A 24,806-nucleotide genomic window follows, 5' to 3' on the forward strand; every position below is an offset into this window, starting at 1 on the left:
CTCGGGCCGGGGTGATGTTATGCCAAACGTACACGGAGCCACAGACAAATTCGGTGGCGTATTGCGGGCCGGGCCGGATAATTACGGGCGCCTCCAATCAAGGTCGAACCAGCTAGGCTGCTCAGCAGTGTGCCAACAGGCCACCGAACAGGTCCGTGGCAGACCAGGCGGCCGCGGCAGTGCCGTCCGAATCACGTACGAGTTCCCGAGGCCCGTTGTGATTCCCGGCGGTGCTTTACTTCTCGTTTTGACCTTCCACCCTTCATGGGGTGGGGGCCGGTTCCCCTTGATCGGGAACGGGTTAAACCCCCGTCCCTACACACGAGATTATTCCTGTCATCCGCAGCCCCGCCAGCAGTCCCGGCTGGTCCTTCCGAGGCCTTGCTTTCGGACGCCGGCCGGTCCTTACTGATGGAAGGAGCCCGGGCCATCCGGCAGAAATCTGCTGCTTGGCTGCACCAGGTTCCTGCCGCACGGACTGGTTCCCTGTGTCGCAACGGGGAGCCGGCCAGCGGTTCCGCGCAGTGACTACGGGAGGGAAAAACCGATGTTCGCGAGAGTCAGCACGTACAAGACCGGCCCCGAGACGGTCTCAGACACCCCTACGGAAGACATCGTCAGCAGGGTGCGCCAGATCCCCGGGTGCAAGGGGATCTACTACCTGAGCGGGAAAGAGACAGACAAGGCCATCTCCATCACCCTTTGGGATACCGAGGAAGCCATGACCGCAAGCCGCCAAGAAGCAAACAAAATCCGCAAAGAGAACAGTGATGAGGAAAAAACGGAGATCGTCGCAGTGGAAGAATTCGAAGTCACCGTGAGCAGCCTCAACGACTGACCGCGAACCGTTCCAGCGCCCAGTCCCAGCGAATCAGCTCCTGCTCCAGCCTGACAGCGGTCCCGAAGGCGTCATTGCGGAGTCCTTCATAGAGTGCGGATTCGTCAGGAGTCAGCCGGCTCAACACAGCCTTCGACGGCGACGGCTCGCTGGCCCAGGCATCGCGGTGGGCCAGCAGCGTGGCCTCGTCCATCAACACGCTGGCCACGTGCGGGTGGACGGCGCGGAGCTGGTCCAGGATCCGGAACCCATGCGTGTCCAGGTCGCCCCAGTACAGGACCTCGCAGTTCCGCAGCCACCCGGCGTCCCGCAGCGACGAGAAACCATACCCGGCACCGTAGATGGCCAGCGTGTCCGGGCGTTCCGGGAGGGCCAGGAAGTTGACCAGGTTCTCGGTGATCATCACCGTGCGGGCGGGCAGCTGCAGGGTGCTGAACGCCTCCGCGGTGACGGTCAGGTCCCGCGCCTGGCCCAGCAGCGCCATGCCGGGATCCAGCAGGCGGAACCTGACCAGCTCGGGCGGGTGCAGGAAGCCATGGGCTGCCGCGAAGCGCGCCGCCGGGGTACGTGCGGCGCTCTGGCCCAGCAGGGATCCGGGGGAGGCCTGGGCGTCGGCCAGCGGCCCGCCGTTACCGGCATCAGCTTGCGGGTCGGGTTCGGCACGTAGCTCCGTCACGAGCTCATCGATAACCTTCCTGTGGTTCTCGATGAACTTGGTGTGCACGCCGGGAACGCTCAGCTGCCGCACGTAGATGCCTGGCCCGGGATTGTCCTGCAGCCACAGGGCCACGCGGGCAGCGGTTAGCGCGTCGGCACCGAGTTCCAGCAGCTTGAGCGGCCGCTTCAGGGCCCACCCGCGGAACAACGAGTGCAGCGAGGCCAGACTCCCGGCGAGCTCCACGAACCGGGCTGCGTCCTTCGCCTTACCGATAAAGCCGATCTCGTCCTCCACAGCGGCAAAGACCGCCGCCGCCGGCAGGTGGTTGGCCCCCACCGTGGTGCGCCCCACTTCCGCGGTTTCCAGGCTGAACGGACCCACTGCGCCGAACAGCTCCGCCGCCCATGCGCTCGCCGCAGCATAGTCACTCCGGAGCGTCCCCGCCGTCGGACGTTTCAACGGACGACGGCGGGGGTACAGTACGCCCGGTTCCAGCACCTCGCGGAGCAGCGCCCCGCTGCCCCAGGACTTCAGCGACTGCGCCCGCAGGTCAGCCACCGTGGTCCAACCCTGTGCAGGCTGTTTAGGCACGCCGGGCCCGCTCGTCGCGGTACTCCTGGATGGTCATGTTCCGCAGCTGCGAATCGTCGCCGTTGGTGTTGGCCACGAACCCCACATGGGACACAAAGGGTTCGATCACATGGATCTTCTGCAGGGGAGTGACGATCAGCAGCTGCAGCTTCATCCGCTGGAACAGCTCCAGCCCGTACCGCGCGGACTCGTCGGAGCCGCGGCCGAACGCCTCATCGATCACCACGAACCGGAAGCTGCGCCCACTGCCGGCATTCTTCCCGGCGCTCTTGCCGGACGCCAGCCCGAACTGGAATGCCAGGGCGGCCGCGAGGATGGTGTAGGCGAGCTTCTCCTTCTGGCCGCCGGACTTGCCGCCGGAGTCCGTGAAGTGCTCGAACTCCTCGCCGGTTTCGGTCCACTTCTCCGCGGCGGAAAACGTGAACCAGTTCCGGACGTCCGTGACCTTGGCGGTCCAGCGCTCGTCGAGGGTGGTGTAGCCGTCCCGGCCCCGGAACCGCTCAATCAGGCGCTCTACCTGCAGGTACTTCTGCTCGGAGTACTGGTCATCGTCGCCGATGGTCCCCTCCGAGCAGGCCCGCAGGTCCAGGCCGAACTGCCGTACGTCCAGGTCGGTGCTGTTCTGGTGCTCCAGCTGGATGTGCCGGCCGGCGTTGTACTCAATCCCGGCTAGGGACAGGTTGATTTCGCCGATCCGGTTCACGATGTCCTGCCGGCGGCTGTCCAGGAACGCGTTGAACGCCACCACCTCGTGGATGGTGTTCTGGTTCAGGGATTCCTTGAAGTGGGCTTCGAAGCGCGGGAGATCGTTGCTGACCAGCTGCTCCAAGAGTTTGCCGAAGTCGACGGCGGACTCGAGGGCGGCGTCGATCTCCGTGGTCTCGTTCTGATATTTGTTCCGGAACTCAGCCATCAGCCGGACAGTTTTCTCGGCGGCCCGGGCGATCTGCTTGGACAGTGCGTCAATTGTGTCGGTCAGCCCGTTCCGGACGGCGCTTTCCACCGTGCCCGTGTTCTTGTAGGTGAGCGGCTTGCCGGCGAGTTCCGCGGCGGCGAGCCGGGCGACGGCGGCCAACAGTCCGCCGTCGTCCGTTAACGGTGTCTCCCGCAGGACGTCGTGGCAGTCCTCGATCGCCTCGACGATGTCCTTGGCCGCGCCTTCGTTGGAGCCGATCCGGCGTTGGATATCATCAGCCCGCACCTGCAGGCGTTCCAGCTTTCCGGAGAGCTCGGCTTCCTTCGCCGTCAGCTGCCGTAGTACGTCGCTGGTGGACTCCAGCTGGGCCTTTTCCGCTTTGAGCTCCTCGATGCGGCGTGCGGTGAGCTGCCAGCTCAGCTCGGCGAAGTCAGACACCGCCCCGATGATGCCCAACTGCTGGTTCTGCCTGCCAATGGCGCCCAGGGAATCGTTGACCCGGGACAGCTGGCCGGCCAGTACGCTGAGCTGGCCCTGGACCTCGTCCCGTTCCGCACGGAAGCGGCTGATCTTGTCCAGGTTGTCCCAGCCCAGGACGTAATTCCGGCGGTCCGACAGTTCCTGCCGGTCGTCCTTCTCGTGCCGGCCGCGGCCGCCCTTGAGCTGGCCGTTGGCGGTGAGGGCCTTGGAGCGGCGGCGGAAGTCCTCCAGGGTGTCGCAGCAGAAGTAGTCGAAGCGGCTGCTGAGCTCATCCAGCAGGAAATTGCGGAACGGCGTCCCCTGCTTGATGGCGATCTTCGCCGCCAGCGTGCCCGCCTCGGCCGGCTTCGGCGCGTACGATTCGCCGATCTTCAGGTACACCAGCCGGCCGCGCAGGTTATTCCCGTCCACCCAGCCGCTCACCGCAGCGTAGCGCTCCGAGGGCACCAGCAGCGACAGCGCAAAGCCGCGCAGGGTGCGTTCGGCGGCGCCTTCCCAGGCCGCTTCGCCATCGCGGACGCGCAGCAGCTCGCCCGCGTACGGCAGGTCGGACTCCACGATACCGGTCCCCTCGCACAGACGACGGCGGAGTTCCACCTGGGGCCGCGGCAGCAGGTTGGGTCGCGCCTGCAGGCTGGTCAGCTCCGCGGCGACGTCCGCGGCGCGGCCGGTGAGCACGGTACGCGTCATGCTCAGCTCGGTGCGGCTGTCCTGAACTTCGCTGGCTGTGGTAGCGAGCTCCTTTTCGACGTCCGCGAGCCTGACCCGGTTGTCGTCAAACTGGACGCGGTCAGCGGGGGCCTGCAGGCCGAGGTCCGCCGCAGCTTCGGCGTATTTTTCGAATCGTACCCGCTGGGACCGGGACTCCTCGCCCAGCCGTGCGGCCTCTGCCTCGATGGCGGCCAGCCGGCCGCCGCCGTTGCTGCGGATGTCCTCCTTGACGGCGGCCAAGTCCAAGCGGAGCTGGGTGATTTCGGTAGCCAGCTTGCCGCTGTCCTCCTGCAGCCGCAAGCCGGTGTTCCGCAGTTCCGCCTGGTGCTCGATGCTCAGCTGCAGCTTCTGGTCCGTGAACCAGGGGTGCAGCTGGTCCCGCTGCTGGCGGGCGAATTCATCGTCCCGGCTCAGGGCTGTGTGCTGCGCCGCGCCCTCGGTGATGGGGGTGAGCAGCCCGATCTGGTCCTTGGCCCGCAGGACGGCGTCGTGGGCCTTCTTCAGGTCGTCGAAGTGATGGATGAGGTTGCCGATCCGGGCCTCGACGTCGTCTTCCTCGAGCATGTTGGTCCGCACGAAATTGGTGATGTTCTCCACCTGCTTCATGGACACCGTGCGGTGGAACAGCTCCATCGCCTGATTGCCGCTGATGCCGAACTGCCGCTTGAACGCCGCCGCGTAGGGCTCGAAGGTTTCATGGATGGACGCCCCCGCGGCCCGGAGCTGCTTCTTCAGCTTCGCGGGGTCCTGGCCGAAGTTGGCGAAGTCCCCGGCGATGGACTGCTCGCCCTCCAGCAGCGAGTAGAAGCGGTTCGGCTGGCCGGCTTCCTGGGTGGCCCAGAGGGTGATGGCCAGAGTGATTGATTTGCCCAGGACGGCGTTGTGGAAGACGCCCAGAACCACGGTGAGCTTGCCGGTGCCGCGCAGCGCCACAGGCTTGGAGTATTCGCCGCCGGCACTGCGGGTGCTCTTGTGGAAGCCCCGGACGTAGCTCATCAGGGTGCGTTCCTTCTTCTGCGCGCCCGCGGCCTTGTTGTACTCGATCCTGTTGGCCGGCAGCAGAAGGGTGGTGATCGCATCCACCACGGTGGACTTCCCGGAGCCGATGTCGCCGGTCAGCAGGCTGTTGGAACCGTCCAGCCGGAACGTCCGCACCTCCTGATGGAAGGTGCCCCAGTTGAGCAGCTCCAGACGGTGCAGCCGGAACCCCGGGGGAGTGCCGGCGTCGTCCGCTTTTTCATCGAGGCTGAACAGCATCTCCTGCTCGTCTGTCCCGCCTTTAACTGCGGTGAACGTCTCGGTGCTCATGCGCGGTCCTCTTCCTTGCTGCCGGTGCCGGTTCCGGTGAGCGAAGCGCGGTAATCGGACAGCCGCGCGTCGAATTCCTCCAGCCATTGGGCATCCACGTATGCCTTCAGGATCCGCGCGACCTCGTACGTGCCCGTCTGGCCGCGCAGTTTCCGCAGGAAGCCCAGCTCCACCACCTTCTTGATGTTGGTGCCGAGCTGGTCCAGGATCCGAGCCTCGTTGCTGGATTCGGGCAGGAAGACGGCCACCATGTCCGCAATGTCCTGATCCGTCATGATGAGGCGCAGTTCGCTGCTGTTGGTGTCGAATTCGAGCATCCGGCCGCGGAGCAGCGCCAGGAGGAGGCTGACGTTGAAGGTGAGCGGGCGGCGGGGGATGAGCCGCGGAAGTGTGCCGTCCGGATCCTCGCGCGATTTCAGGAACGCGTAGCCCTCGGATTCGTCCAGGATGAGGTCAAGGCCCAGGACGGCCACGTAGTCGCGGACGTGGGAGGACAGGACCAGCAGCGACTGCCAGATCTTTTCGTCGGCCTCGGCGTACACCACGCCTTTGAAAAGCTTCGTGACGACGCCGGGAAGTTCCTCGGGCGTGTGTGTTTCCGGTGCGTCTGTGGTGGTCATGCGGGCCTCACAAAGATGATCTGTTCGACGGTGGCTTCCCGGATGCTGCCGTCCGGGAGCTGCCAGGACAACTGCTGTGACTCGTCCGGGTTGATGGAGGCCCAGTTCGATTCGGTGGCCAACTGGTAGTAGGCGACGATTTCGGCCAGCCCCTGGGAGAGCGGATGGGCGGATGCTACTTCGCCGAGCGTGGCCTGTTCGGTGCCGGCCAGGACGTCGTCGATGTTGGACTTCAGCCGTTCCGTGTCCACGTGGAACTGGTTGAAGAGGGCGCCGGCGTCCACTTCCGTATCGTTTGCCGCCACCACGATGTCGTCCACCATGATCCGCCGGCTCGGCTCATACAGCGGCCGTTCGAACGGGAGCGCGACCTCGACGGACTGGGCCGCAATCTCCAGGAAAACGCCCGACGGCGGCACCTCCCGGGTGCCCAGCGCGCCGGATTCAATGCTCCGGACGAGCTGCATGATGCGCTTATTCTCCAGGAACACCTTGTCGTCCAGAAGCCGGCGCATCTGCTGCGAGAGCTGGCGGACCGTGGCCTGGGTCTGCTCGACGGCGGGCAGCCAGTCCTGGTGCAGGTTGGTCACGGCGTGCAGATTGTCCAGTTTGGCGAGGGCGTCGATCTGGGTGGCCCGGTGCAGCAAGTCCCGCAGTTCGGTACGGAGCTGCGGGGACATCAGGTAGTCCCAGAAGCCCTGGAACGTGCGGCCCTGGAGGGAGCCGCTGATGTCCTGTTGGTTGGCGAAAATGGAGGCCAGTAGCTCGCCCTGGGAGCCGTCCCAGGTGGCGATCTGTTCGCGGACCTGGCGGTCGAGCTTCCGGAAGTTCTGCTCCACCTCCCGGAAATCGGAGAGCAGGTCCTTGGCCAGGGTGGTCAGCTGCTGGAAGTGGTCCAGGGCTTCGGGTCCGGTCATTACCCGGATGTTGCCGTCCTTGATCCGCTGCATCTCGGCGTCGATCCCGTCCCGCTGGCGCTGGAGCTCGGCGAGCCTTACCTCCGGATCGGTTTCGGACTGCTGGACCAGCGCCTTCAGCACGGCGAAAATGCTGGTCAGCCTGGACTGGGTGGCCACGAAGTCCCGGCCGCTCAGGCTCTCCACCCAGCGGACCACGTCCTCGGCGGCGGCCGTGAGATCGTAGCGCGGCTCGTCCTGGCCCGGGACGTAATATTTCCGCAGCCACGCGCGTTCCGGGGCAGCCCACTCGTCCAGATATTCCCCGGCCGGGCGGGGGTATTTGTCTTCGCCGAAGACTTCGCGGAGGCCGAACAGGACATCATCGAGGTGGTCGATGAGCTCTTGCCGGCCGATGTCCCGTTGGTTGGGCCCGGTGAAGGCTTTGATGAAGAAACTCACGGCCAGCGGGGCGTTCTGAGCGCGGAGCAGGGACCACCCCGCGTGGTTCTCGCGCAGTGCGTTGATGGCGTAGAAATCCATGGTGTCCTCGGTGCGGGGGCTGTTGTTTCTAAGCTACACGGGGGCGGTGACAATTTCCGTGGAGGCCGGCGGGCTCACCCCCCGGGGCCTCCATCCGCTGAGGAGTTTTTGTCCAGGTAATCCGCCTTTACGGGCTTCCTAAGGGGATTATCTGGACAAAAACTTTATCTGGACAAAAAAGTCTAGGGAGAGAGGACGTTCAGTCCTGCCTCGACGGCGGCGGCCTTCAGCCCGGCGTCATAGGCCACCACAACGTCGGACTGCAGCCGGATGGCTGCGGCCAGATGAATGGCGTCGGCGCTGCGGAGCTTGCCGGGCAGGGCCGCCGCGGTCAGCAGTCGCTCAAAGGGTGATGCCGACGGCGGGATCAGCGTTGCGGCTACCTCGCCGTTGTTCGTGACGTCGATGGTTGCGCAGTTCCCGAACGTAAGGATCAACCACCGTGGGTTTCGAGAGGATCAGCTACGACGGGCTCAACCACCGCGCCGACTCCGGCCTGCGCCCAGTGCCGCCGGAGCAATTCAGCCAGCCGCTCGGGCTCGATCCGGTGTGGTGGGTCGAAATGGTGGCGCTGGGGGAAGACCTCCAGGTGGAAGTCCGGGAAGAAGACCCTTGACAGCCGGCTGGCAATATCGCCGTAGTCGTCGGGATTGCTCAGGCCGCCGAGGGCGAAGAAGACGGGCTGGCGAAAGGCGGCCAAACGCGCCCTCTCCAGGTCGTAGGTTTTGAAGGTCCGCAGGAACGCCCTGATACCCGCGGGCCGTTTGGCCATCCACGCCGGCGGGGGATCCGCCGGCGGCGGAAGGGCGACGTCGGGCTTAACTCCCAGCCTCATGAAGGCGGGCATGAACTGCTCCGGCGGGAGTGTTTCCAGCTGCTCGTACTGTTTCCAGAGTGCGGTGTGGGCAGGGCTCCAGTCCCAGTTCCCGGCCCAGGCCGGCTCCAGCAGCGCCAGGCTCAGCAGCGCCAGGCTCAGCAGTCTTTCAGGATGCTTGGCAGCGAACGCCAGCGCCGCCGCCCCGCCACCTGAGTAGCCTGCCAAATGGAACCACTCCCATCCCCGGGCATCGGCTTCGCGCAGCACGCCTTCGATCTCTGTGTCCAGGGTCCAGTCCGCCGGCGGCTCATCGTCCGTGTAGAGCTCGAGATCCTTGGCGATTGCCTCGACGTCCGGCCCGAGGGCTGCAATGAGTCCGCCGTAGGCGGCCTGGGCCGGAAGAACAGAACCCGGTAGAAGAATGGTCCGAATTGGTTCCATGGAAGAAGGCTACGCCGGGGTTTAGACGGGCTCAACCATCAGCCTTGGTGGGCGGTGGTAAATGGTTCTGAAAATCTCCTGTACAGTTGATTTTGTTGTTGTGTTTATGCAGTTGGTAATTCAGGCAGTACGCGCGGTCGAAAGTCCGCGTCTTTCTGAAGTAGCGGTTTTGAACACCCCACACCGGAGGACCCGAAAGTCGGGACTGTTCCTCCACCTTCACGAAGGACAAAAAATAATGGCTACTGGTACCGTCAAATGGTTTAACGCTGAAAAGGGCTTCGGCTTCATTTCCCCCGATGACTCCTCACAGGACGTTTTCGCTCACTACTCCGCGATCGCCTCTTCCGGCTTCCGCTCACTCGAAGAGAACCAGAAGGTTTCCTTCGAAACCGAGCAGGGCCCCAAGGGTCCCCAGGCCGTCAACATCCAGGCACTCTAATTCTTTAGAGATTCTGGGGCCTTAGGGTTTCATTTTCACAGCAGGGCCGGTCTAATGACCGGCCCTGCTTTTGTTAACCCGGATCGAGTCCATCCCTCCGCACAGGGAGGCTTCGCACTTCCGTGCCAATACCAAAGTGCCAACTCAGTCCGCTGATCCGCAAGCACCTCAATGTGGGCAGGAATATCGGGAACGCCTTAAGGAAACCGCTGTGGAGCCGGCTACCCCGCTGTACCTGGACGGGCGGCGTGACGGCATGGTGGCCCGGCTGGACTCCGCCAGCGACGAAGCCGCCTCTATGCCATCCACTGCGTGGACCGCGCCGGAAAGCCGCGTGGGATTGTGGGTCCCCACGACCTCACGGAAGATCTGGACGCACCATGTGGAAACCGCGAGACGCACGCGCGGGTGGTGCGGCGAAACCTCAAAAGCCTGCACCTGATGGCGCCCAAAGAGGACAGTCGCGGCCGGGCCCTGCTCACCAACGGCCGAGTGAAGTTCCTCCTGGCCGTCCGGGCTGCGGGCCAGTCGGATCAAGTTTCGACGGGCTCAACCACCGGGGTTGTCAGGATCCCTATCCAGGTCACTGGTCCGGGTTTGGGTCCCGCACATCCCGTTCGCCGATATCGGCAGCACCCAGGGCGGCCGCGGCAGCGCTATGCGTGGTTTCGTGCGCGCGGATGCTGAGCTCCGGGTGATGGAGGTCCAGGGCGGGACGCTCCGAACGGATCCGGGGCAGCGAGGTGAAGTTGTGGCGCGGCGGCGGGCAGGACGTTACCCATTCCAGCGAGGCGCCGAAGCCCCACGGGTCATCCACCTCAACGTGTTCGGAGCTGCGCGACGTGAGGTAAACGTTCCAGAAGAACGGAATCATTGAGGCGCCGAGCAGGAAGGAGCCGATGGTGGAGAACTGGTTCATCCAGGCGAAGTTGTCCTCCACCAGATAGTCGGCGTAGCGGCGGGGCATGCCCATGACCCCCAGCCAGTGCTGGATCAGGAACGTGCCGTGGAAGCCAAGGAACAGCATCCAGAAGTGGATCTTTCCGAGGCGCTCATTCAGCATCTTGCCGGTGAATTTTGGCCACCAGAAGTAGAAACCTGCGAACATCGCGAACACCACCGTGCCGAACACCACGTAGTGGAAGTGCGCCACCACAAAGTAGGAATCGGAGACGTGGAAGTCCAGCGGCGGCGACGCCAGGATGATGCCGGTCAGACCGCCGAAGAGGAACGTGATGAGGAAGCCTAGGCTCCACAGCATGGGAGTCTCGAACGTCAGGGACCCCCGCCACATGGTGCCGATCCAGTTAAAGAACTTCACGCCGGTGGGGACCGCGATGAGCATGGTCATAAAGGAGAAGAACGGCAGCAGGACCGAACCGGTCACGTACATGTGGTGCGCCCATACAGTCATGGACAGGGCTGCGATGGAGATGGTCGCGTAGATCAGGCCCTTGTAGCCGAAGATCGGCTTGCGGCTGAAGACCGGGAAGATCTCGGACACGATGCCGAAGAACGGCAGCGCGATGATGTACACCTCGGGATGGCCGAAGAACCAGAACAGGTGCTGCCACAGCACCGCGCCGCCGTTCTCCGGATCATAGATGTGTGCACCGAACTTGCGGTCGGCCCCCAGGGCAAACAGGGCCGCCGCGAGCGGCGGGAAGGCCATGATGACCAGGATGGACGTCACCAAGGCGTTCCAGGTGAAGATGGGCATCCGCCACATGGTCAGGCCCGGGGCGCGCATGCAGATGATGGTGGTGATGAAGTTGACCGCACCCAGGATGGTGCCGAATCCGGACAGCGCCAGGCCGAAGACCCAGAGGTCACCGCCCACGCCGGGGGTGAACGTGGTGTTGTTCAACGGCGCGTAGGCGAACCAGCCGAATGCAGCAGCGCCCTGCGGGGTGATGAAGCCCGCGACCGCGATGGTGGAGCCGAAGAGGAAGAACCAGAAGGCCAGGGCGTTCAGCCGTGGGAACGCGACGTCGGGGGCGCCGATCTGCAGCGGCATGATGAAGTTGGTGAAGCCGGCGAACAGCGGGGTGGCGAACATCAGCAGCATCATGGTGCCGTGCATCGTGAACAGCTGGTTGTACTGCTCCTTGGTCTGCAGGATCTGCATGCCAGGTTCGAAGAGCTCGGCCCGGATGAGCAGGGCCATAACGCCGGCCAGCATGAAGAACACAAATGAGGCGATCAGGTACATATACCCGATGACCTTGTGGTCGGTGGAGGTGAGCCAGCCGACCACCATGGAGCCTTTACGCAGCGGTACCAGCGGGGGAGCGGCCGTTGAAGCGGTCCCTGTTCGTGAATGTCCGGTGATGGCCATTTTTCACCTCACAGATTAGTCTGCACGGCATGTTTGGACCCTTTGCATGAGCCCCTAAGTGCAGGCTACTCACTTACGCGGCGTCCCGGAAGAGTCAGTGCAGGCCCATCGCATTCCGGACCTCGTCCAGGATGTGGTGGACGGCGGTCTCCGCCGCCACAGCGTCACCGCGGGCCACCGCTGCCGCAGCATCCTCGTGGGCCTGCAACGCTTCGTTCCGCGGCTTGAAGGGCATGAGGCCCTGTTTGGTGCGGCTGGTGAGCACCTCGGCCACCATGCCTTCCAGTGCGGTGAACATTTCGTTGCCACAGCTTTCGAGCAGCAGGCAGTGGAACTCGATGTCCACCGACAGGAACGCCTCGAGTTCGCCGGCTTCGCCCAGCCGCCGCAGCTCTGCGGCCAGAAAAACCAGCCTGGCCCGTTCAGCCGCGCTCGCCCGGCGGGCAGCACCTGCAGCCGCAATCGGCTCGACGGCGATGCGCAGCTCCGTGAGGCTGCCGTACTGCTCGGCGCGGTTGGCCGAGGCGAGGCGCCACCTCACCAGCTTGGGATCATAAACATTCCACAGCCCGCGCTCCTGCACCACGATGCCCACCCGCCGCCGTGAGTACACCAGGTTCATGGATTCGAGCACTTTCATTGTGTCCCGCGCGACAGTGCGGGAAATCCCGTACTCCAGCTGGATGCCCTCAAGCGTAAGCCGGCTTCCCGGTGGGAGGCTTCCGGATGCGATGGCGACGCCAACCGACTCCAGAACGCGTTCATGCATCGCGGGCGAAGCCCCGCCGTCGTCCGCGGTATCCGCGTGGTCCACTGTCGCCGTCGACATGTTTCCTGCCTCTCTATGCGCCGCAGCGCACTCACAGGATACCGAAGATTAAGCCAAAGATATGACTTGTGACACTCAAAGATAGTATCTATGGTTCCAAATGGTGATACCTTATCTCCCGGCGCAGTTCCCTGTGAGGTGCGCTTAGAGAGTTCTTCACTTAGCCAACGGCGTCTTCGGAGGTAAACATGCAGTATCCAGCCACGCACTTGGTGGTGATGGGCGTTGCCGGTTCCGGCAAGTCCACCATTGCGGCAGCTCTTGCCCGGCAGCTTGGCTGGGCCTGTGCCGAAGCGGACGAGTTCCACCCCCAGTCCAACATCGACAGGATGACCCAGGGCATTCCCCTGCAGGACGAGGACCGCTGGCCCTGGTTGCAGGAAATCCAGAACTGGATGAGCGCCCATGCCGCTGCCGGGGAAAGCACCGTGCTCACCTGCTCCGCGCTCAAGCTCAGCTACCGCCGCTTGCTCTCCGAAGCACAGGGCCGGGTCCTGTTCATCCACCTCGACGGCGGCGCCGACCTGATCGGCCAGCGCATGCAGGGCCGCGAAGGCCATTTCATGCCGCCCACCCTCCTGCCCAGCCAGCTGGCCACCCTGGAACCTCTGACCGACCAGGAACTTGCCGCCGGCAGCCTCCGCCTGGACATCTCCAACTCCCCGGAAAAGATCGTCGCCGCCGTGCTGGCAGGCCTCACGCTTCCCGCCCAGGCGGAACTCACCGACTGCTGAGCCCGCCCAAATTTTCACAAACCCCAATAAATTCTGTTTCAAAGGAGAACCATGGTCATCGAAGGATGGACCCAGACGCTGGGCGCAGGACCGCTGCTGCTCATCGCAACAGCAGCGATCGTCGTACTGCTGTTCCTGATCATCAAGCTGCGGATGCACGCGCTGATCGCCCTGATCGCGGTCAGCCTCGCGACGGCATTTTCCACCGGAATCCCTGCCAACCAGGTGGTACCGGTGCTGATAAACGGGTTCGGCACAACCCTGGGCACCGTGGCCCTACTCGTTGGCCTGGGCGCAATGCTCGGCCGCATCGTTGAAACCAGCGGCGGTGCCAAAGTGCTGGCGGACTACCTGATCGGTGTCTTCGGTGAAAAGCGTGCACCGTTCGCCCTGGGCCTCGCCTCCCTGATCTTCGGCTTCCCCATCTTCTTCGACGCCGGCCTGGTAGTTATGCTGCCCGTGGTGTTTGCCGTGGCCCACCGCCTGGGCGGGGGAGTGCTGCGCTACGGACTCCCGGCCGCCGGTGCATTCTCCGTGATGCACATCTTCCTGCCGCCGCACCCGGGTCCGGTCTCGGCTGCCGCCTTCTTTGATGCCAATATCGGCCTGGTCCTGATTGCCGGTCTCATCGCCGCCATCCCCACCTGGTATGTCACCGCCTACCTGTTCGGCCTCTGGACCGGCAAAAAACTGGTCCTCCCGGTACCGGAAATCCTGGGCCACGCCAGCGCCGAAGCCGAGTCCAACCCGCCGCGTTTCCGCACCATCATCGGCCTCCTGCTCCTGCCGCTCGTCCTGATCTTCATCAACACCGGCCTGAACACCCTCGCGTCCTCCGGCGTCCTGGACGCAGCCGTCAAGAAGGAGCAGTGGTTCCAGGTCCTGCGCACCATCGGCGAAACCCCGGTGGCCCTGCTGATCGCCGTGCTCGTGGCCATGTTTGTGCTCGGCGCCCGCCGCGGCACCGAGGCCGGTGCCCTGGAGAAGCTGCTCGAATCCTCGCTGGGCCCGGTCTGCTCCGTCATCCTGATCACCGGCGCCGGTGGCATGTTCGGCGGCGTGCTCCGTGCATCCGGCATCGGTGCCGCGCTGGCAGATGTCCTGGGCAGCCTGGGCATCCCGCTGATCCTGGCCGGGTTCCTTATCGCCGCCATCCTGCGCATCGCCCAGGGTTCGGCAACCGTGGCCCTGACCACCACTGCGGGCCTTATCGCCCCGGCCGTAGCGCTGGCGGGACTGAACGGCATGCAGGTCGCCGCCCTGGTCATCGCCGTGGCGGCAGGCTCCGTGGTGGTCTCCCACGTCAACGACTCCGGCTTCTGGCTGGTGGGCCGTTTCTTCGGCATGGACGTCAAAACCACGCTGAAGACCTGGACCGTCATGGAAACGCTGATCGGTGTTATGGGCTTCGCCATCGCGGCGGTCATCTTCCTGCTCGCCGGCGTGGCAGGTTAGCGATCTGACTCCAGCCACGGCTGCCTGAAGTACGACGGCGGGGCGTCCAGGGAAAATCTGGCCCCCCGCCGTCGTCGTACTCCCGGGCGCCGCTACTTGCGGGGTTTGGCTGCCTTGGGCGCTTTCGGCGCTTTGGGCGGGAGCTCCGCGACGTATTCGAAGGCCTTCCCCACCCAGGCCTTTGCCCGTGCATCGTCACCGCCGGCGTTCCACATCTCCGGGAGTCCGGTGTAGCCGCCCATGGGCCGCTCCGCCGGGCCGAACGGGATTGTCGGCTGGGTGCTTTCGAGCTCCTGCCGGTCGGCGTCGGCGAGCTTCACCCCGATGGTGGAGCCGAACAGTCCGGCAAACATGTTGCCGTTGACGAAGGCGCCCAGGTTGCCGAACATCGGCTTGACCACCACCTCAGGTATGTCCGGCACTACGGAGCGGAACCGCTCCTTGGCTTCGTCGGATGCTTTGGCCATCTCCATGGTGATTCTCCCAGGGTCGAGGTGTGATTCTTTGGGCAGCTTATGCCCGTTAGGGCGCTGGCGACAGAATTGCCTACCGCTAGGCTGGCAGGAGTCCGCACCCACTTCTCAGGTTCCCACCCCAACCAAAGGACATCCCTTGACCCAACGCACCATTGTGATCACCGGCGCCAGCGACGGCATCGGCGCGGCAGCCGCGAAGACGCTGACGCAGGCAGGCGACCGGGTGGTCGTCGTCGGCCGTTCCGAGGAGAAGACCCAGGCCATCGCGAAGGAGCTCAACGCCGACTATTTCGTCAGCGACTTCGCCGACCTGGGCCAGGTCCGCACCCTCGCCGCGCAGCTGAAAGACGACTATGAACGGATCGATGTCCTGGCCAACAACGCCGGAGGCATCATGGGCAAGCACCACCTCACGGTGGACGGCAACGAATCCACCTTCCAGATCAACCACCTGGCGCCGTTCCTGCTCACCACCGAGCTGATGGACGTCCTCACCGCCAGCAATGCCAAGGTCATCAACACCGCAAGCGCCGCCAACGGCTTCGGCAAAATGGATCTCTTCGACCTCAAATCGGAGCACAGTTACTCCACTAACCGCGCCTACGGCACGGCCAAACTCGCCAATATCCTCTTCACGTCCGAGCTGCACCGCCGCTTCGGCGAGCAGGGAATCACGACGGCGGCGTTCCACCCGGGCGTAGTCCGCACCAACTTCGCGGCAGCGTCCACCAGCCCCATGCGGCACGCCTACAAGACGCTGCTCAACCGCTTTATGCTCACCCCGGACCAGGGTGCCGACACCCTGCTTTGGCTCATCAACGGCACCGCCGGCACCGACTGGATCTCCGGCGCCTACTACGCCAAGCGCGCCTTGGCGAAGGCTAACGCACAGGCGTACGACGCCGAGCTGGCGCAGGGTCTGTGGGAGGCAAGCGAGGCGCTCGTCGCACGCTAAGCCGGGGGCCCTTAGCGTGCGCGTTCGACGTCGGCGGCACTCTCTGATGCTCCGCGGGCGTTGAGCCCTGCGACCACGCCGTCGACGTCCGCCGCGGACCGGTTCTGGCTCAGCTTGGTCTTCGCCTCGATTCTGGTGATGACCAGTTCGATGCCTACGATGGCGCGCAGCTGGCCGGAGATGTAACGTTCCGGCGCATCGTCCACGCTCCACGGGTGTTCAAGGCCCGCTTCGTTGACATCAGTGAGCCGCCTGACCTGGCCGGCGAGCCAGGCCGGGTCGTCGTGGATAACCAGTGTGCCGTACACGTGCGCTGTGGAGTAATTCCACGTGGGCACAACCCGTCCGTGCTCGGCTTTCGACGCGTACCAGGACGGCGAAACATAAGCATCCGCGCCCTGAATGATCATGAGTGATTCGCCGATCGCCGGCTCGGACCACTGGATGTTGTTCCTGGCGACGTGCGTCTGCAGGGCGCCGTGCTGGCCCACCGCGGGGTCGTAAAGGAACGGCAGCAGCGTGGCCAACAGGCCTCCTGACGTCATGGTGATCAGGTTTGCTGCGCCCGGCCGAGTCAGTAGTGGCCGGACGGCGTCGGGGCCGGCTTCGAAATGGGCTGGCGTGTACATGGGTCTACTCCTTTGCAGGCTGGAGGGATTTTGTGGCGTCGAGGACGGCGGGCTGGGCGGGCGCCGGTTGAGTTGAGGCCGGCCTCATCCGGACCCGGACGGCGGCGCCCGCGCAGAGGATAACGGCCAGGCCGCCCACGATGGTGCTCCATGTCAGGGGCTCACCGAGCAGGAGGCCCGCCCAGCAGATGCTCAGCACGGGCTGGACAAGCTGGATCTGGCTGACCTGGGCCATGGGGCCAATAGCCAAGCCGCGGTACCAGGCGAAGAAGCCGAGGAACATGCTCACCACACCGAGGTAGGCAAAGGCCAGCCACTGGACCGGTGTGCCCGACGGCGGATCCTGGGCCACGGACACCGCCACCAGGAAAACCATCAGCGGGGACGCCAGCACCAGCGCCCAGGACACGGTCTGCCAGGCGCCCAGCTCGCGGGCCAGCAGGCCGCCCTCCGCGTAGCCGATGGCCGCGGCCACCACCGCGCCGAGGAGCAGCAGATCGGCCCAGTGCAGCTGCCCGAACCCGCCGGACTGCAGGGATCCGAAGGCTATTGCGGCCAACCCGCCCACGCCGGTGATAGGCCAGAACGCCAGTGGGGGATGCTCGCGTCCGCGCAGGACAGCCACGGTGGCCGTCGCGGCGGGCAACAGAGCGATCACCACTGCGCCGTGACTGGCGGGCGTGGTCGTGAGCGCAAAGGACGTGAGCAGGGGAAACCCGACGACGATGCCGCCGGCCACCACGGCGAGGCGCGCCCACTGCGTGCCGCGGGGGAGCCGCTGCCGGGTGAGGGCGAGCGCGAAGGCGGCGAGGATGGCAGCTACCACCGCACGGCCTGACCCGATAAACAGCGGCGACAGGGACTCGACGGCCACCTTCGTGAACGGAACCGTGAAGGAGAACGCCGCTACTCCGAGGAGACCCCACCAGAGGCCGATGGGCTGGCGGGGCGGTATCACTGGCGATAAAAGCGTAGTAGCGCTACTATTGTCTCTCATGAACAACGATAGCAGTTCCCGGATTGTGGCGCACTTGAAGAAATGGATTTCTTCGGCCGCGCCCGGTGCGAAGCTGCCGTCCACGCGGTCGCTGGTGGCCGAGTACCAGGCCAGTCCCGTCACGGTGCAGAAGGCCCTGCAGACGCTCACGGCACAGGGGCTGATCGAGAGCAGGCCCGGCGTGGGGACCTTCGTGCGTGCGTTCCGGAGTGCTCGTCCGTCCGACTACGGCTGGCAGACGGCGGCCCTCCGTTCCCCGCTGGCGCCGCCGCCCCCGGCTTCCAGCACCATGCGCAACGTGGCCAACGATGCCATCGCTTTCCATTCCGGCTACCCTGACCGCGAACTCCTTCCCGAGCGGCTGGTGCGGGCCGCCCTTGCCCGGGCAGCCCGCGGCGACGCCGCCTTGTCCCGTCCGCCCGCAGCCGGCATGCCGGAACTGCAGTCGTGGTTCGCGCACGAACTCGGTGCCTCCACGCCGGCCGGGACCACCCCGCCGAACCCGAGTGACGTCGTCGTACTCCCCGGAAGCCAAAGCGGGCTGAGCTCCATCTTCAGCGCGCTCGCCGGCCGCGGGCAGCCGCTGCTGATGGAATCGCCGTCCTACTGGGGTGCCATCCTGGCCGCAGCGCAGGGCGGCGTGCGCATTGTCCCGGTGCCCAGCGGACCGGACGGACCCGACCCGGCCGAGCTGGCCCGTGCCTTTGAGGAGTCCGGCGCGCGGCTCTTCTACGCGCAGCCCAACTACGCCAACCCCACCGGCGCGCAGTGGTCAGCTGAACGGCGCGAACAGGTCCTGGACGTGGTGCGCGCGAAGGGGGCGTTCCTAGTGGAGGACGACTGGGCGCACGACTTCGGCATCTCCTCCAACCCCGTGCCCGTCGCCTCCCGCGACGACTCCGGCCACGTGGTCTACTTGCGCTCGCTGACCAAAAGTGTGTCACCGTCCATCCGCGTCGCCGCGGTCATCGCCCGCGGTCCGGCGCGGGAGCGCATCCTGGCGGACCGGGCGGCCGAATCGATGTACGTCAGCGGGCTGCTCCAGGCGGCAGCGCTCGACGTCGTGACGCAGCCCGGGTGGCAGACGCACCTTCGCAGCCTTCGCCACCAGCTCGAGTCACGCCGCAACCTGCTGGTCACCAGCCTGCGCCAGCACGCCCCGCAGGCGCACATCGAGCAGGTGCCCAAGGGCGGCCTGAACCTGTGGGCCAGGCTGCCCGACGGGACCGACCTCGAACGGTTGACCCGCGACTGTGAAACCGCCGGGGTGATCATCGCCGGCGGCAACGAGTGGTTCCCGGCCGAACCTGCCGGCGCATATATCCGGCTCAACTACTCGGGATCGAACCCGGGCGCCTTTCCAGACGGCGCCAGGATCATCGGCGCAGCCATGGAGCGGAACGGGGACTGACGACCGAGTGTGTTCTTATTCGCCCAGCAGGCCGTAGGTGCTGATGACGTTGCCCTTCGTGGTCCGGTACTGGTCCTTCAGGCCGAGCCGCGTCACGGGGTCCCCGTCTTCGAACAGCTTCCTGCCGCTGCCGGCCACCACAGGGTGGGTCATCAGGGTCAGCTCATCCAGCAGCCCGGCGAACAGCAACTGGCGCACCACCGAAATGCTGCCGGTCACGGCGATCTCGCCGCCGTCGCGCGCTTTCAGGCTGGCCACGAATTCCTCCAGCGGTCCCTCGATCAGGTGCGAGTTCTGCCACTCGAGCGGCTCCGTAAGGGTCCGGGAGGCCACAAACTTCTCCACCGGGTTGATGAAGCCGGCGAAGTCATTGTCCACGGATGCTGTTGGCCAGTAGCCGGCCCACTCCTGGTAACTCACCCGGCCCAGCACCACGGTGTCCACGCGTTCCATCATGCCGGTCAAGCCCTTGCCGAGGTCGTCGTCGAAGCTGTCGAACTGCCATCGGAAGGGGTCTGACACCACGCCGTCAACGGAGTGGAACAGGCCGGACGTGACTTTGCGCATAAGGTCCTCCAAGGTCAGGGGCAGATGGCATCCACAGTATTGGCTGGCCCGTTAGTAGGGAAGCCCCAGCCGCTGCTTGAGCCTGAGTCCGCCGGTGGTTGAGCCTGCCGTAACCTGGATCTGGACAGGCTCGATCACCGGTCTCGGCCTGGATCACGAGGGGCTGGATCACCGGCCCCAACCTGGCCGCAGTTATGTTCGTCACCACTGCCTGCGTGTTGCGCGAATCCACGGGCCTGCAGCCCCATACTGGTGAATATGCGGCCTCTCGCCGCACCCGGCCAGGCAGGAGGAAATGCATGGAAACCCTGAAGAAAATCCTACGCAACCAGTACTTCCCGGCGGCCGCGGTGCTGACAGCCGTGTTGCTGTTCTGGATGATTGCCATGTTCGGCGGGCTCTCGCTGCTGAACAACAACCAGCCGCCCATGGCCACCCTGACCTGGATGCTGTTCGTCTACGCTGCGGCTGTCCTGACGCCGCTGGCAGGCGTCCTGGCCGCCGTGGACCTGGTCCGCCGCTGGCGCCGCAACCGCATGTACGCCGCGGTTGACATGACGCAGTCCGCCGAGCCTGAAGCCCCTAAGCAATCCGCCCCTAAACAGCCGGCGCAGCACCGCCCGGTCACCCAGCAGCAGCCCGGCAAGAAGCAGCCGGCTCAAACCACGCAGCGCAAAAAAGCGGCGTAGCCGCTACTACAGCGCCAGCTCCACCCGGTTCCGGCCGGCCGCCTTGGCAGCATAAAGTGCCGCGTCCGCTTCGCCCAGGAGGGTGTCGGCGTCGGCCCGGTGCTCGGCGGTGAACGCGGAAATCCCGGCGCTGAGCGTCAGCTGCCCCAGCGGGTCCCCGGAGTGGGCAATCTCCAGTTCGCGCACGCTTTCCAGTGCCCGCTCCACAAAGGTCTTGGCGCCCAGCTGTGACTGGTTCGGCAGGACAAGCAGGAATTCCTCGCCGCCGTACCGGTACACGCCGTCGCTCTTGCGCGCCGCGCCCACCAGCGCCTCCGCCACGGCCCGCAGCGCGAGATCGCCCGCCTGGTGCCCGTAGATGTCGTTGTAGCTCTTGAAATGGTCCACATCGCACATGGCAACGCAGTATCCCTCCTCGTACCGCTGGCTGCGCGCGTGCAACTGCTTGAGGTCCTCGGAAAGCTTGAGCCGGTTGTGCAGGCCCGTCAGCGGATCGGTCCGCGCCTGCTGCGACAGCGCCTTCCGGTAGTGCGCCAGGTCCGCGTGGAGGGTGGTCACCCGCAGCGCTACCAGCAGCCGGGCATGCAGGACAAACGGGTCCAGCGGTTTGGTGACGTAGTCATCCGCCCCGGCCTCAAGCCCGGCGAGCACGTCGTCCCTGGATCCCTGCGAAGTCAGCAGCACAATATACGTGTACAGGTCAGCCTCGCGCGCCCGGATGGCCCGGCACAACGCCAGCCCGTCCATCCCCGGCATCATCCAGTCCGTGACCACGACATCGGGCTGGTGTTCCAGGTACAGGGCCCACGCCTCGTCACCGTCCGCCGCCGTCAGGCAGTCATGCCCGGAGCGTTCGACGGCGGCGCGGGCCACCAGGAGTGAGCCCGGATCGTCATCTGCCACCAGGACTTTCACTACGCCACCTCCAGCGCCAGATTGAGTTCAAAGTCCACGCGCATAAGCTCAACTTCCAGCCGGCTGACCAGTTGCGGGCCGCCGTCGAGCTTTCCGTTGCGGCCCATGTCCTCCAGCTTGCCGCACAGGCTTGCGACGGCGGTGGCGCCGATGTTGGCCGCCGCACCCTTTAGGGCATGGGCCACCTGGGCCAAAGCCGGGCCGCCGCCGTTGGTCACGGCTTCATGCAGCGCCGCAAGCCGCGCGGGAACGTCCTTCCGGAACGCCGCCGTCGTGGCGGGCAGCAAGCCCAGGCCGTCCTCCGGGCCGAGGCCGCGCAGCATGGCGAGCCGGTCCGCGTCCAGTGCCGGGGCACCTCCACCGGTGACGGCCAACAGCCCAGGTGCCTCAAGCTGGCGAGCGTCGTCCGGCCGAGTAGCCTCCACCTTTTCCGGCGAAGAGAGCGTCCCCTGTTCGGGGACCCATCGGGTGAGGGCCGCTTCAAGTGCGGCGGCGTCCACCGGCTTGGAGAGGTAGTCGTCCATGCCGGCGGCGAGGCAGCGTTCCCGGTCCCCGTCCAGGGCGCCGGCGGTCATCGCAATGATGGGAAGATGGCTGGCCCCGTCGCGACGCCTGATGACGCGTGTAGCCTCGAACCCGTCCATCACCGGCATATGGCAGTCCATCAGAACGGCGGCGTAGCGGGTGCTGGCGGTGGCGGCTACGGCCTCTGCTCCATCGGCAACCACGTCCACGGCGTAGCCGAACTTGGTCACCGTGGCCCGGGCCACCAGCTGGTTCACCTCGTTGTCCTCCACCACCAGGATGCGGCCCCGTGACGGCTCAAGGGGCCTCCCCCCAAGGGACGGCCCAGCGGAGGAGCCGGCGAACGACTCAGACGACAAGTCAGCATCGGAAGACCGGCCAACCGCGGAAAACGCCGGGGCGTGGTGTTCACTCGTGGACATCAGCCGGACCAACCGGTTGTAGAACTCGGAGCTGCGGACCGGTTTCATGAGCCATTCGCGGACTCCGGCGCCGGCGATCTCGGCGGCGTTGACCTGCATGGTGGACGTGAGCATGATCAGTTCGATGTCCGCCAGTGCGGCGTCGGCCTTGAGCTCGCGGGCCAGCTCCAGGCCATCGGTATCAGGCATGCAGAGGTCCAGCACGGCCAGGTGGAAAGGCACTCCGTCTGCTGCGGCTTCGTGGGCGCGGGCCAGTGCGGCGCGGGCATCCGGCACCGCCTCCGGCTGCAGCTTCCAGCCGCGCAGCTGGGACTCCAGCACCAGGCGGTTGGTGGCGTTGTCGTCCACCACCAGGACACGCAGCCCGGTGAGGAAACCGGCGGCCGGCACAGGATCCATGGACGGTGGGGCCACAGGCACGGGGATGCGGAACCAGAATGTGCTGCCCTCGCCCGGAGCGCTGTCCAGGCCGATCTCGCCGTCCATGGCCTCAGTGAGCCGGCTGCAGATGGCCAGGCCCAGGCCGGTGCCACCGTAGCGCCGGGTGGTGGAAGCATCCGCCTGGGAGAAAGATTCGAACAGCCGCGCGTGGTGCGCGGGGTCGATGCCGATGCCGGTATCGCGGACCTCGAAGGAGAGCATGGCGGTGGACCCGGGCTTTGCGTCCGGCGTCTCGGTGGTCACGCGGATGGAAACTTCCCCGGCCGCCGTGAACTTCACGGCGTTGGACGCGAGATTCAGCAGGATCTGGCGGATCCGGCCGGAATCACCGTGCAGCCTGGCCGGAACGTCCGGTTCGCAGTAGGCGATCAGCTCCAGGTTCTTGGCCTGCGCGGGCTCGGTCAGCAGGCCCGCCACTTCCTCCACCAGGACGCGGGGATCGAACGCGCGGATATCCAGGTCAACCTTGCCGGCTTCCAGTTTGGAGAAGTCCAGGATGTCGTTGATGAGGGACAGCAGCGCCTCACCGGCGCCCTTGACGCCCTGTGCGTACTGCTTTTGCGTCTGGTCCAGCGGCGTTTCCAGCAGCAGTGCGGTCAGCCCCACCACGCCATTCATGGGGGTGCGGATCTCGTGGCTCATGGTGGCCAGGAACTCGGACTTGAGCCTGCTGGATTCCAAGGCTGCTTCCCGCGCCGCCTTCAGCTCCTGCTCGGCGGCGCGGCGCAGGGTAATGTCCCTGGCGATGGTGGCCAACCCGCTGAGCCTGCCGGTCTCGTCCCGGATAGGGGAGACGGTCATCGATACGGAAATGGCGGCGCCGTCCTTCGTCAGGTGCTCCATCTCGAAACTCATGGCTTTGCCACTGGCGCGGAGCTCGTCGAACACCTCGGCGGCAGCGGCGATACTGCCCGGCGCCAGCAGGAACCGCGCGTCGCGGCCGATCGCTTCCTCAGCCGTGTAGCCGTACTGATGCTGTGCTCCAGGGTTCCAGCTGGTGATGACGCCGTCCGGAGTCGTGCTAAGGATAGCGTCCGAGGAGGAGTTGACGATCGCGCCTAGCCCCTCCAGCTCCGCCGTCCTGGCCGCCACTTCCTGCTCCAGGCCTGTGGTGAGGGTGAGGTTCTCGATGATGATCAGGACCTGGCGGACCAGGATGAGTGCCACTGTCAACCGGGCCACCGTCAGCAGGAAAGCGCTCATCTCGCTGACGTAAGGCTGGGCGATCATCATGACGGCTACCAGGATCGGCGCATAGGGCAGCAGTTCAAGGCCCAGCGCAAACGCCCTGCGGTCCGGCCGGGGGTTCTCCGCATAGGGGAGCAGCGGTGCCAGCGCAATCAGTTGGAAGGCGCCAATCCAGCCCAGGGCGAGGGGCGATCCCGTGACGCCCGTGACGCCGTCGAACGTCAGCTTCACATAGGTGCTGTCCGTGATGGTGAGCACCAGCAGGCCGCCGCCGAAACACAGCCACGGCAGCCGCTCGCCAGGCTGCCGTCGCATCCCCAGGACAAGCACCAGGGACGTGATGACCACATCCACCACGGGGTAGCCCATGGACGTGAGCCGGGTCAGGAGGTCGCCTTCGGCGCTGAACGCCGGGCCCAGCGCCGTGTACCAGCTGACCACCAGGACTGAACCGGCGATCACCGCGGCGTCCAGCACCGTCCGGACCAGTCCCACGCGGGTGGTGCCGCCGGGGCGCTTGAAGCTGAGGAGCGCGACGGCGGCCGGCACCGAATACGCGAGGAACAGGGCATCGGCCAGGGAGGGGAACGGGTACACATGGTCGTTGGCGAGCCCGAAGTAGGTCCAAACCGCCTGCCCGCCCGCCCAAATGTAGGCGGCCACTGACATCAGGGTCCAGGCCCGGGCGTTCACCCCGCCAAGACGTGCAGCCCGGGCGCAACTGCGCCCTGCCAGCATGGCGGCCAAAAGAATGGCGAAATCACCCGCCACCACGGCCATGGACGTGCCGCTGTTGGCGGCAAAATACAGTCCAAGAACGCCCAGCACCACAGCACCAAGCACGATCAGCCAACCCAGGCTGGCCGTGCTCCTGCTGATGGCGGAACGTTTCTCCAGGAGACCTGTCTGAGACACGCGGATACCTCCCCATAGGTGCGTCCGTCACCCGCAAAGCTTGAGACCCGGGCCCGCCC

General features: G+C 65.6%; 22 protein-coding genes. 8 read left to right on the forward strand and 14 right to left on the reverse strand.

Features of this window, described 5'->3' with window-relative positions; genetic code table 11:
• Window positions 1-547: 547 nt before the first annotated feature.
• Window positions 548-838 carry an antibiotic biosynthesis monooxygenase gene (locus tag ACQCS0_RS05985; protein ID WP_282331002.1) on the forward strand — a complete coding sequence of 97 codons (291 nt, stop codon included), beginning with the start codon at window positions 548-550 and terminating at the stop codon, window positions 836-838.
• On the opposite strand, the gene ACQCS0_RS05990 is transcribed toward ACQCS0_RS05985, so the two are convergent.
• The 6 genes from ACQCS0_RS05990 to ACQCS0_RS06015 form a co-directional block, all read right to left on the reverse strand.
• Window positions 828-2,087 (reverse strand): Wadjet anti-phage system protein JetD domain-containing protein, encoded by a 1,260-nt coding sequence (locus ACQCS0_RS05990; RefSeq protein WP_354154013.1) that lies wholly within the window; start codon window positions 2,085-2,087, stop codon window positions 828-830. The genes ACQCS0_RS05985 and ACQCS0_RS05990 overlap by 11 nt on opposite strands.
• A complete protein-coding gene (locus tag ACQCS0_RS05995; RefSeq protein ID WP_354154012.1) occupies window positions 2,080-5,502 on the reverse strand; it encodes an ATP-binding protein in 3,423 nt (1,140 codons plus the stop codon). Before ACQCS0_RS05995 ends, ACQCS0_RS05990 begins: the two co-directional genes overlap by 8 nt.
• A complete protein-coding gene (locus tag ACQCS0_RS06000; protein WP_354154011.1) occupies window positions 5,499-6,122 on the reverse strand; it encodes a DUF4194 domain-containing protein in 624 nt (207 codons plus the stop codon). The genes ACQCS0_RS05995 and ACQCS0_RS06000 overlap by 4 nt, the downstream gene beginning before the upstream one ends.
• On the reverse strand, window positions 6,119-7,561 hold the full coding sequence (locus tag ACQCS0_RS06005) for a DUF3375 domain-containing protein (protein WP_354154010.1): 1,443 nt from the start codon (window positions 7,559-7,561) through the stop codon (window positions 6,119-6,121). The genes ACQCS0_RS06000 and ACQCS0_RS06005 overlap by 4 nt, the downstream gene beginning before the upstream one ends.
• Window positions 7,562-7,743: 182 nt before the next feature.
• Window positions 7,744-7,998: a hypothetical protein gene (locus ACQCS0_RS06010; RefSeq protein ID WP_354154009.1), complete on the reverse strand. Its 255-nt coding sequence runs from the start codon at window positions 7,996-7,998 to the stop codon at window positions 7,744-7,746.
• Complete coding sequence (locus tag ACQCS0_RS06015; RefSeq protein WP_354154008.1) at window positions 7,995-8,819, reverse strand: alpha/beta fold hydrolase; 825 nt, start codon at window positions 8,817-8,819, stop codon at window positions 7,995-7,997. Before ACQCS0_RS06015 ends, ACQCS0_RS06010 begins: the two co-directional genes overlap by 4 nt.
• 238 nt (window positions 8,820-9,057) lie before the next feature.
• On the opposite strand from ACQCS0_RS06015, the gene ACQCS0_RS06020 reads away from it, so the two are divergent.
• Complete coding sequence (locus tag ACQCS0_RS06020; RefSeq protein WP_024365339.1) at window positions 9,058-9,261, forward strand: cold-shock protein; 204 nt, start codon at window positions 9,058-9,060, stop codon at window positions 9,259-9,261.
• A gap of 211 nt (window positions 9,262-9,472) precedes the next feature.
• Window positions 9,473-9,703 carry a hypothetical protein gene (locus ACQCS0_RS06025; protein WP_354154007.1) on the forward strand — a complete coding sequence of 77 codons (231 nt, stop codon included), beginning with the start codon at window positions 9,473-9,475 and terminating at the stop codon, window positions 9,701-9,703.
• Between the two features lie 141 nt (window positions 9,704-9,844).
• Here the strand turns inward: ACQCS0_RS06025 and ctaD are convergent, their stop codons facing one another.
• Window positions 9,845-11,599: an aa3-type cytochrome oxidase subunit I gene (gene ctaD / locus ACQCS0_RS06030; RefSeq protein ID WP_354154006.1), complete on the reverse strand. Its 1,755-nt coding sequence runs from the start codon at window positions 11,597-11,599 to the stop codon at window positions 9,845-9,847.
• A gap of 94 nt (window positions 11,600-11,693) precedes the next feature.
• On the reverse strand, window positions 11,694-12,428 hold the full coding sequence (locus tag ACQCS0_RS06035) for an FCD domain-containing protein (RefSeq protein ID WP_354154005.1): 735 nt from the start codon (window positions 12,426-12,428) through the stop codon (window positions 11,694-11,696).
• A 188-nt stretch (window positions 12,429-12,616) separates the two neighbouring features.
• Here ACQCS0_RS06035 and ACQCS0_RS06040 point away from each other — a divergent pair, with 188 nt between their 5' ends.
• Window positions 12,617-13,162: a gluconokinase gene (locus ACQCS0_RS06040; RefSeq protein ID WP_354154004.1), complete on the forward strand. Its 546-nt coding sequence runs from the start codon at window positions 12,617-12,619 to the stop codon at window positions 13,160-13,162.
• Window positions 13,163-13,213: 51 nt separating this feature from the next.
• Window positions 13,214-14,617 carry a GntP family permease gene (locus ACQCS0_RS06045; RefSeq protein ID WP_354154003.1) on the forward strand — a complete coding sequence of 468 codons (1,404 nt, stop codon included), beginning with the start codon at window positions 13,214-13,216 and terminating at the stop codon, window positions 14,615-14,617.
• 92 nt (window positions 14,618-14,709) lie between these two features.
• Here the strand turns inward: ACQCS0_RS06045 and ACQCS0_RS06050 are convergent, their stop codons facing one another.
• Window positions 14,710-15,090: a TfoX/Sxy family protein gene (locus ACQCS0_RS06050; protein WP_354154002.1), complete on the reverse strand. Its 381-nt coding sequence runs from the start codon at window positions 15,088-15,090 to the stop codon at window positions 14,710-14,712.
• A 139-nt stretch (window positions 15,091-15,229) separates the two neighbouring features.
• Here ACQCS0_RS06050 and ACQCS0_RS06055 point away from each other — a divergent pair, with 139 nt between their 5' ends.
• A complete protein-coding gene (locus tag ACQCS0_RS06055; RefSeq protein ID WP_354154001.1) occupies window positions 15,230-16,048 on the forward strand; it encodes an SDR family NAD(P)-dependent oxidoreductase in 819 nt (272 codons plus the stop codon).
• Window positions 16,049-16,059: 11 nt separating this feature from the next.
• On the opposite strand, the gene ACQCS0_RS06060 is transcribed toward ACQCS0_RS06055, so the two are convergent.
• Together ACQCS0_RS06060 and ACQCS0_RS06065 are read right to left on the reverse strand one after the other, a co-directional pair.
• Window positions 16,060-16,677, reverse strand: a complete 618-nt coding sequence (locus ACQCS0_RS06060) for an FMN-binding negative transcriptional regulator (RefSeq protein WP_354154000.1) — start codon at window positions 16,675-16,677, stop codon at window positions 16,060-16,062.
• Between the two features lie 4 nt (window positions 16,678-16,681).
• Entirely contained in the window at window positions 16,682-17,674 is a 993-nt protein-coding gene (locus ACQCS0_RS06065) for a DMT family transporter (RefSeq protein WP_354153999.1), read from the reverse strand.
• Here ACQCS0_RS06065 and ACQCS0_RS06070 point away from each other — a divergent pair.
• A complete protein-coding gene (locus ACQCS0_RS06070; RefSeq protein ID WP_354153998.1) occupies window positions 17,673-19,085 on the forward strand; it encodes a PLP-dependent aminotransferase family protein in 1,413 nt (470 codons plus the stop codon). The genes ACQCS0_RS06065 and ACQCS0_RS06070 overlap by 2 nt on opposite strands.
• A 15-nt stretch (window positions 19,086-19,100) precedes the next feature.
• Here the strand turns inward: ACQCS0_RS06070 and ACQCS0_RS06075 are convergent, their stop codons facing one another.
• Window positions 19,101-19,652 (reverse strand): dihydrofolate reductase family protein, encoded by a 552-nt coding sequence (locus ACQCS0_RS06075; RefSeq protein ID WP_354153997.1) that lies wholly within the window; start codon window positions 19,650-19,652, stop codon window positions 19,101-19,103.
• A gap of 299 nt (window positions 19,653-19,951) precedes the next feature.
• Here ACQCS0_RS06075 and ACQCS0_RS06080 point away from each other — a divergent pair, with 299 nt between their 5' ends.
• On the forward strand, window positions 19,952-20,341 hold the full coding sequence (locus ACQCS0_RS06080; RefSeq protein ID WP_354153996.1) for a hypothetical protein: 390 nt from the start codon (window positions 19,952-19,954) through the stop codon (window positions 20,339-20,341).
• Window positions 20,342-20,347: 6 nt separating this feature from the next.
• Here ACQCS0_RS06080 and ACQCS0_RS06085 read toward each other — a convergent pair whose 3' ends face one another.
• Window positions 20,348-21,256 carry a diguanylate cyclase gene (locus ACQCS0_RS06085; protein WP_354153995.1) on the reverse strand — a complete coding sequence of 303 codons (909 nt, stop codon included), beginning with the start codon at window positions 21,254-21,256 and terminating at the stop codon, window positions 20,348-20,350.
• Window positions 21,256-24,747 carry a response regulator gene (locus tag ACQCS0_RS06090; protein ID WP_354153994.1) on the reverse strand — a complete coding sequence of 1,164 codons (3,492 nt, stop codon included), beginning with the start codon at window positions 24,745-24,747 and terminating at the stop codon, window positions 21,256-21,258. The genes ACQCS0_RS06085 and ACQCS0_RS06090 overlap by 1 nt, the downstream gene beginning before the upstream one ends.
• Window positions 24,748-24,806: the final 59 nt, after the last annotated feature.

Source organism: Pseudarthrobacter sp. S6 (assembly GCF_050156575.1).
GTDB lineage: Bacteria > Actinomycetota > Actinomycetes > Actinomycetales > Micrococcaceae > Arthrobacter.

Bases quoted from the DNA above. Each gene is read 5' to 3' on its own strand.
- ACQCS0_RS05985 (WP_282331002.1), top strand. From the start codon at position 548: ATGTTCGCGAGAGTCAGCACGTACAAGACCGGCCCCGAGACGGTCTCA.
- ACQCS0_RS05995 (WP_354154012.1), bottom strand. From the start codon at position 5,502: ATGAGCACCGAGACGTTCACCGCAGTTAAAGGCGGGACAGACGAGCAG.
- ACQCS0_RS06000 (WP_354154011.1), bottom strand. From the start codon at position 6,122: ATGACCACCACAGACGCACCGGAAACACACACGCCCGAGGAACTTCCC.
- ACQCS0_RS06005 (WP_354154010.1), bottom strand. From the start codon at position 7,561: ATGGATTTCTACGCCATCAACGCACTGCGCGAGAACCACGCGGGGTGG.
- ACQCS0_RS06015 (WP_354154008.1), bottom strand. From the start codon at position 8,819: ATGGAACCAATTCGGACCATTCTTCTACCGGGTTCTGTTCTTCCGGCC.
- ACQCS0_RS06020 (WP_024365339.1), top strand. From the start codon at position 9,058: ATGGCTACTGGTACCGTCAAATGGTTTAACGCTGAAAAGGGCTTCGGC.
- ctaD (WP_354154006.1), bottom strand. From the start codon at position 11,599: ATGGCCATCACCGGACATTCACGAACAGGGACCGCTTCAACGGCCGCT.
- ACQCS0_RS06035 (WP_354154005.1), bottom strand. From the start codon at position 12,428: ATGTCGACGGCGACAGTGGACCACGCGGATACCGCGGACGACGGCGGG.
- ACQCS0_RS06040 (WP_354154004.1), top strand. From the start codon at position 12,617: ATGCAGTATCCAGCCACGCACTTGGTGGTGATGGGCGTTGCCGGTTCC.
- ACQCS0_RS06045 (WP_354154003.1), top strand. From the start codon at position 13,214: ATGGTCATCGAAGGATGGACCCAGACGCTGGGCGCAGGACCGCTGCTG.
- ACQCS0_RS06050 (WP_354154002.1), bottom strand. From the start codon at position 15,090: ATGGAGATGGCCAAAGCATCCGACGAAGCCAAGGAGCGGTTCCGCTCC.
- ACQCS0_RS06060 (WP_354154000.1), bottom strand. From the start codon at position 16,677: ATGTACACGCCAGCCCATTTCGAAGCCGGCCCCGACGCCGTCCGGCCA.
- ACQCS0_RS06070 (WP_354153998.1), top strand. From the start codon at position 17,673: ATGAACAACGATAGCAGTTCCCGGATTGTGGCGCACTTGAAGAAATGG.
- ACQCS0_RS06065 (WP_354153999.1), bottom strand. From the start codon at position 17,674: ATGAGAGACAATAGTAGCGCTACTACGCTTTTATCGCCAGTGATACCG.
- ACQCS0_RS06075 (WP_354153997.1), bottom strand. From the start codon at position 19,652: ATGCGCAAAGTCACGTCCGGCCTGTTCCACTCCGTTGACGGCGTGGTG.
- ACQCS0_RS06080 (WP_354153996.1), top strand. From the start codon at position 19,952: ATGGAAACCCTGAAGAAAATCCTACGCAACCAGTACTTCCCGGCGGCC.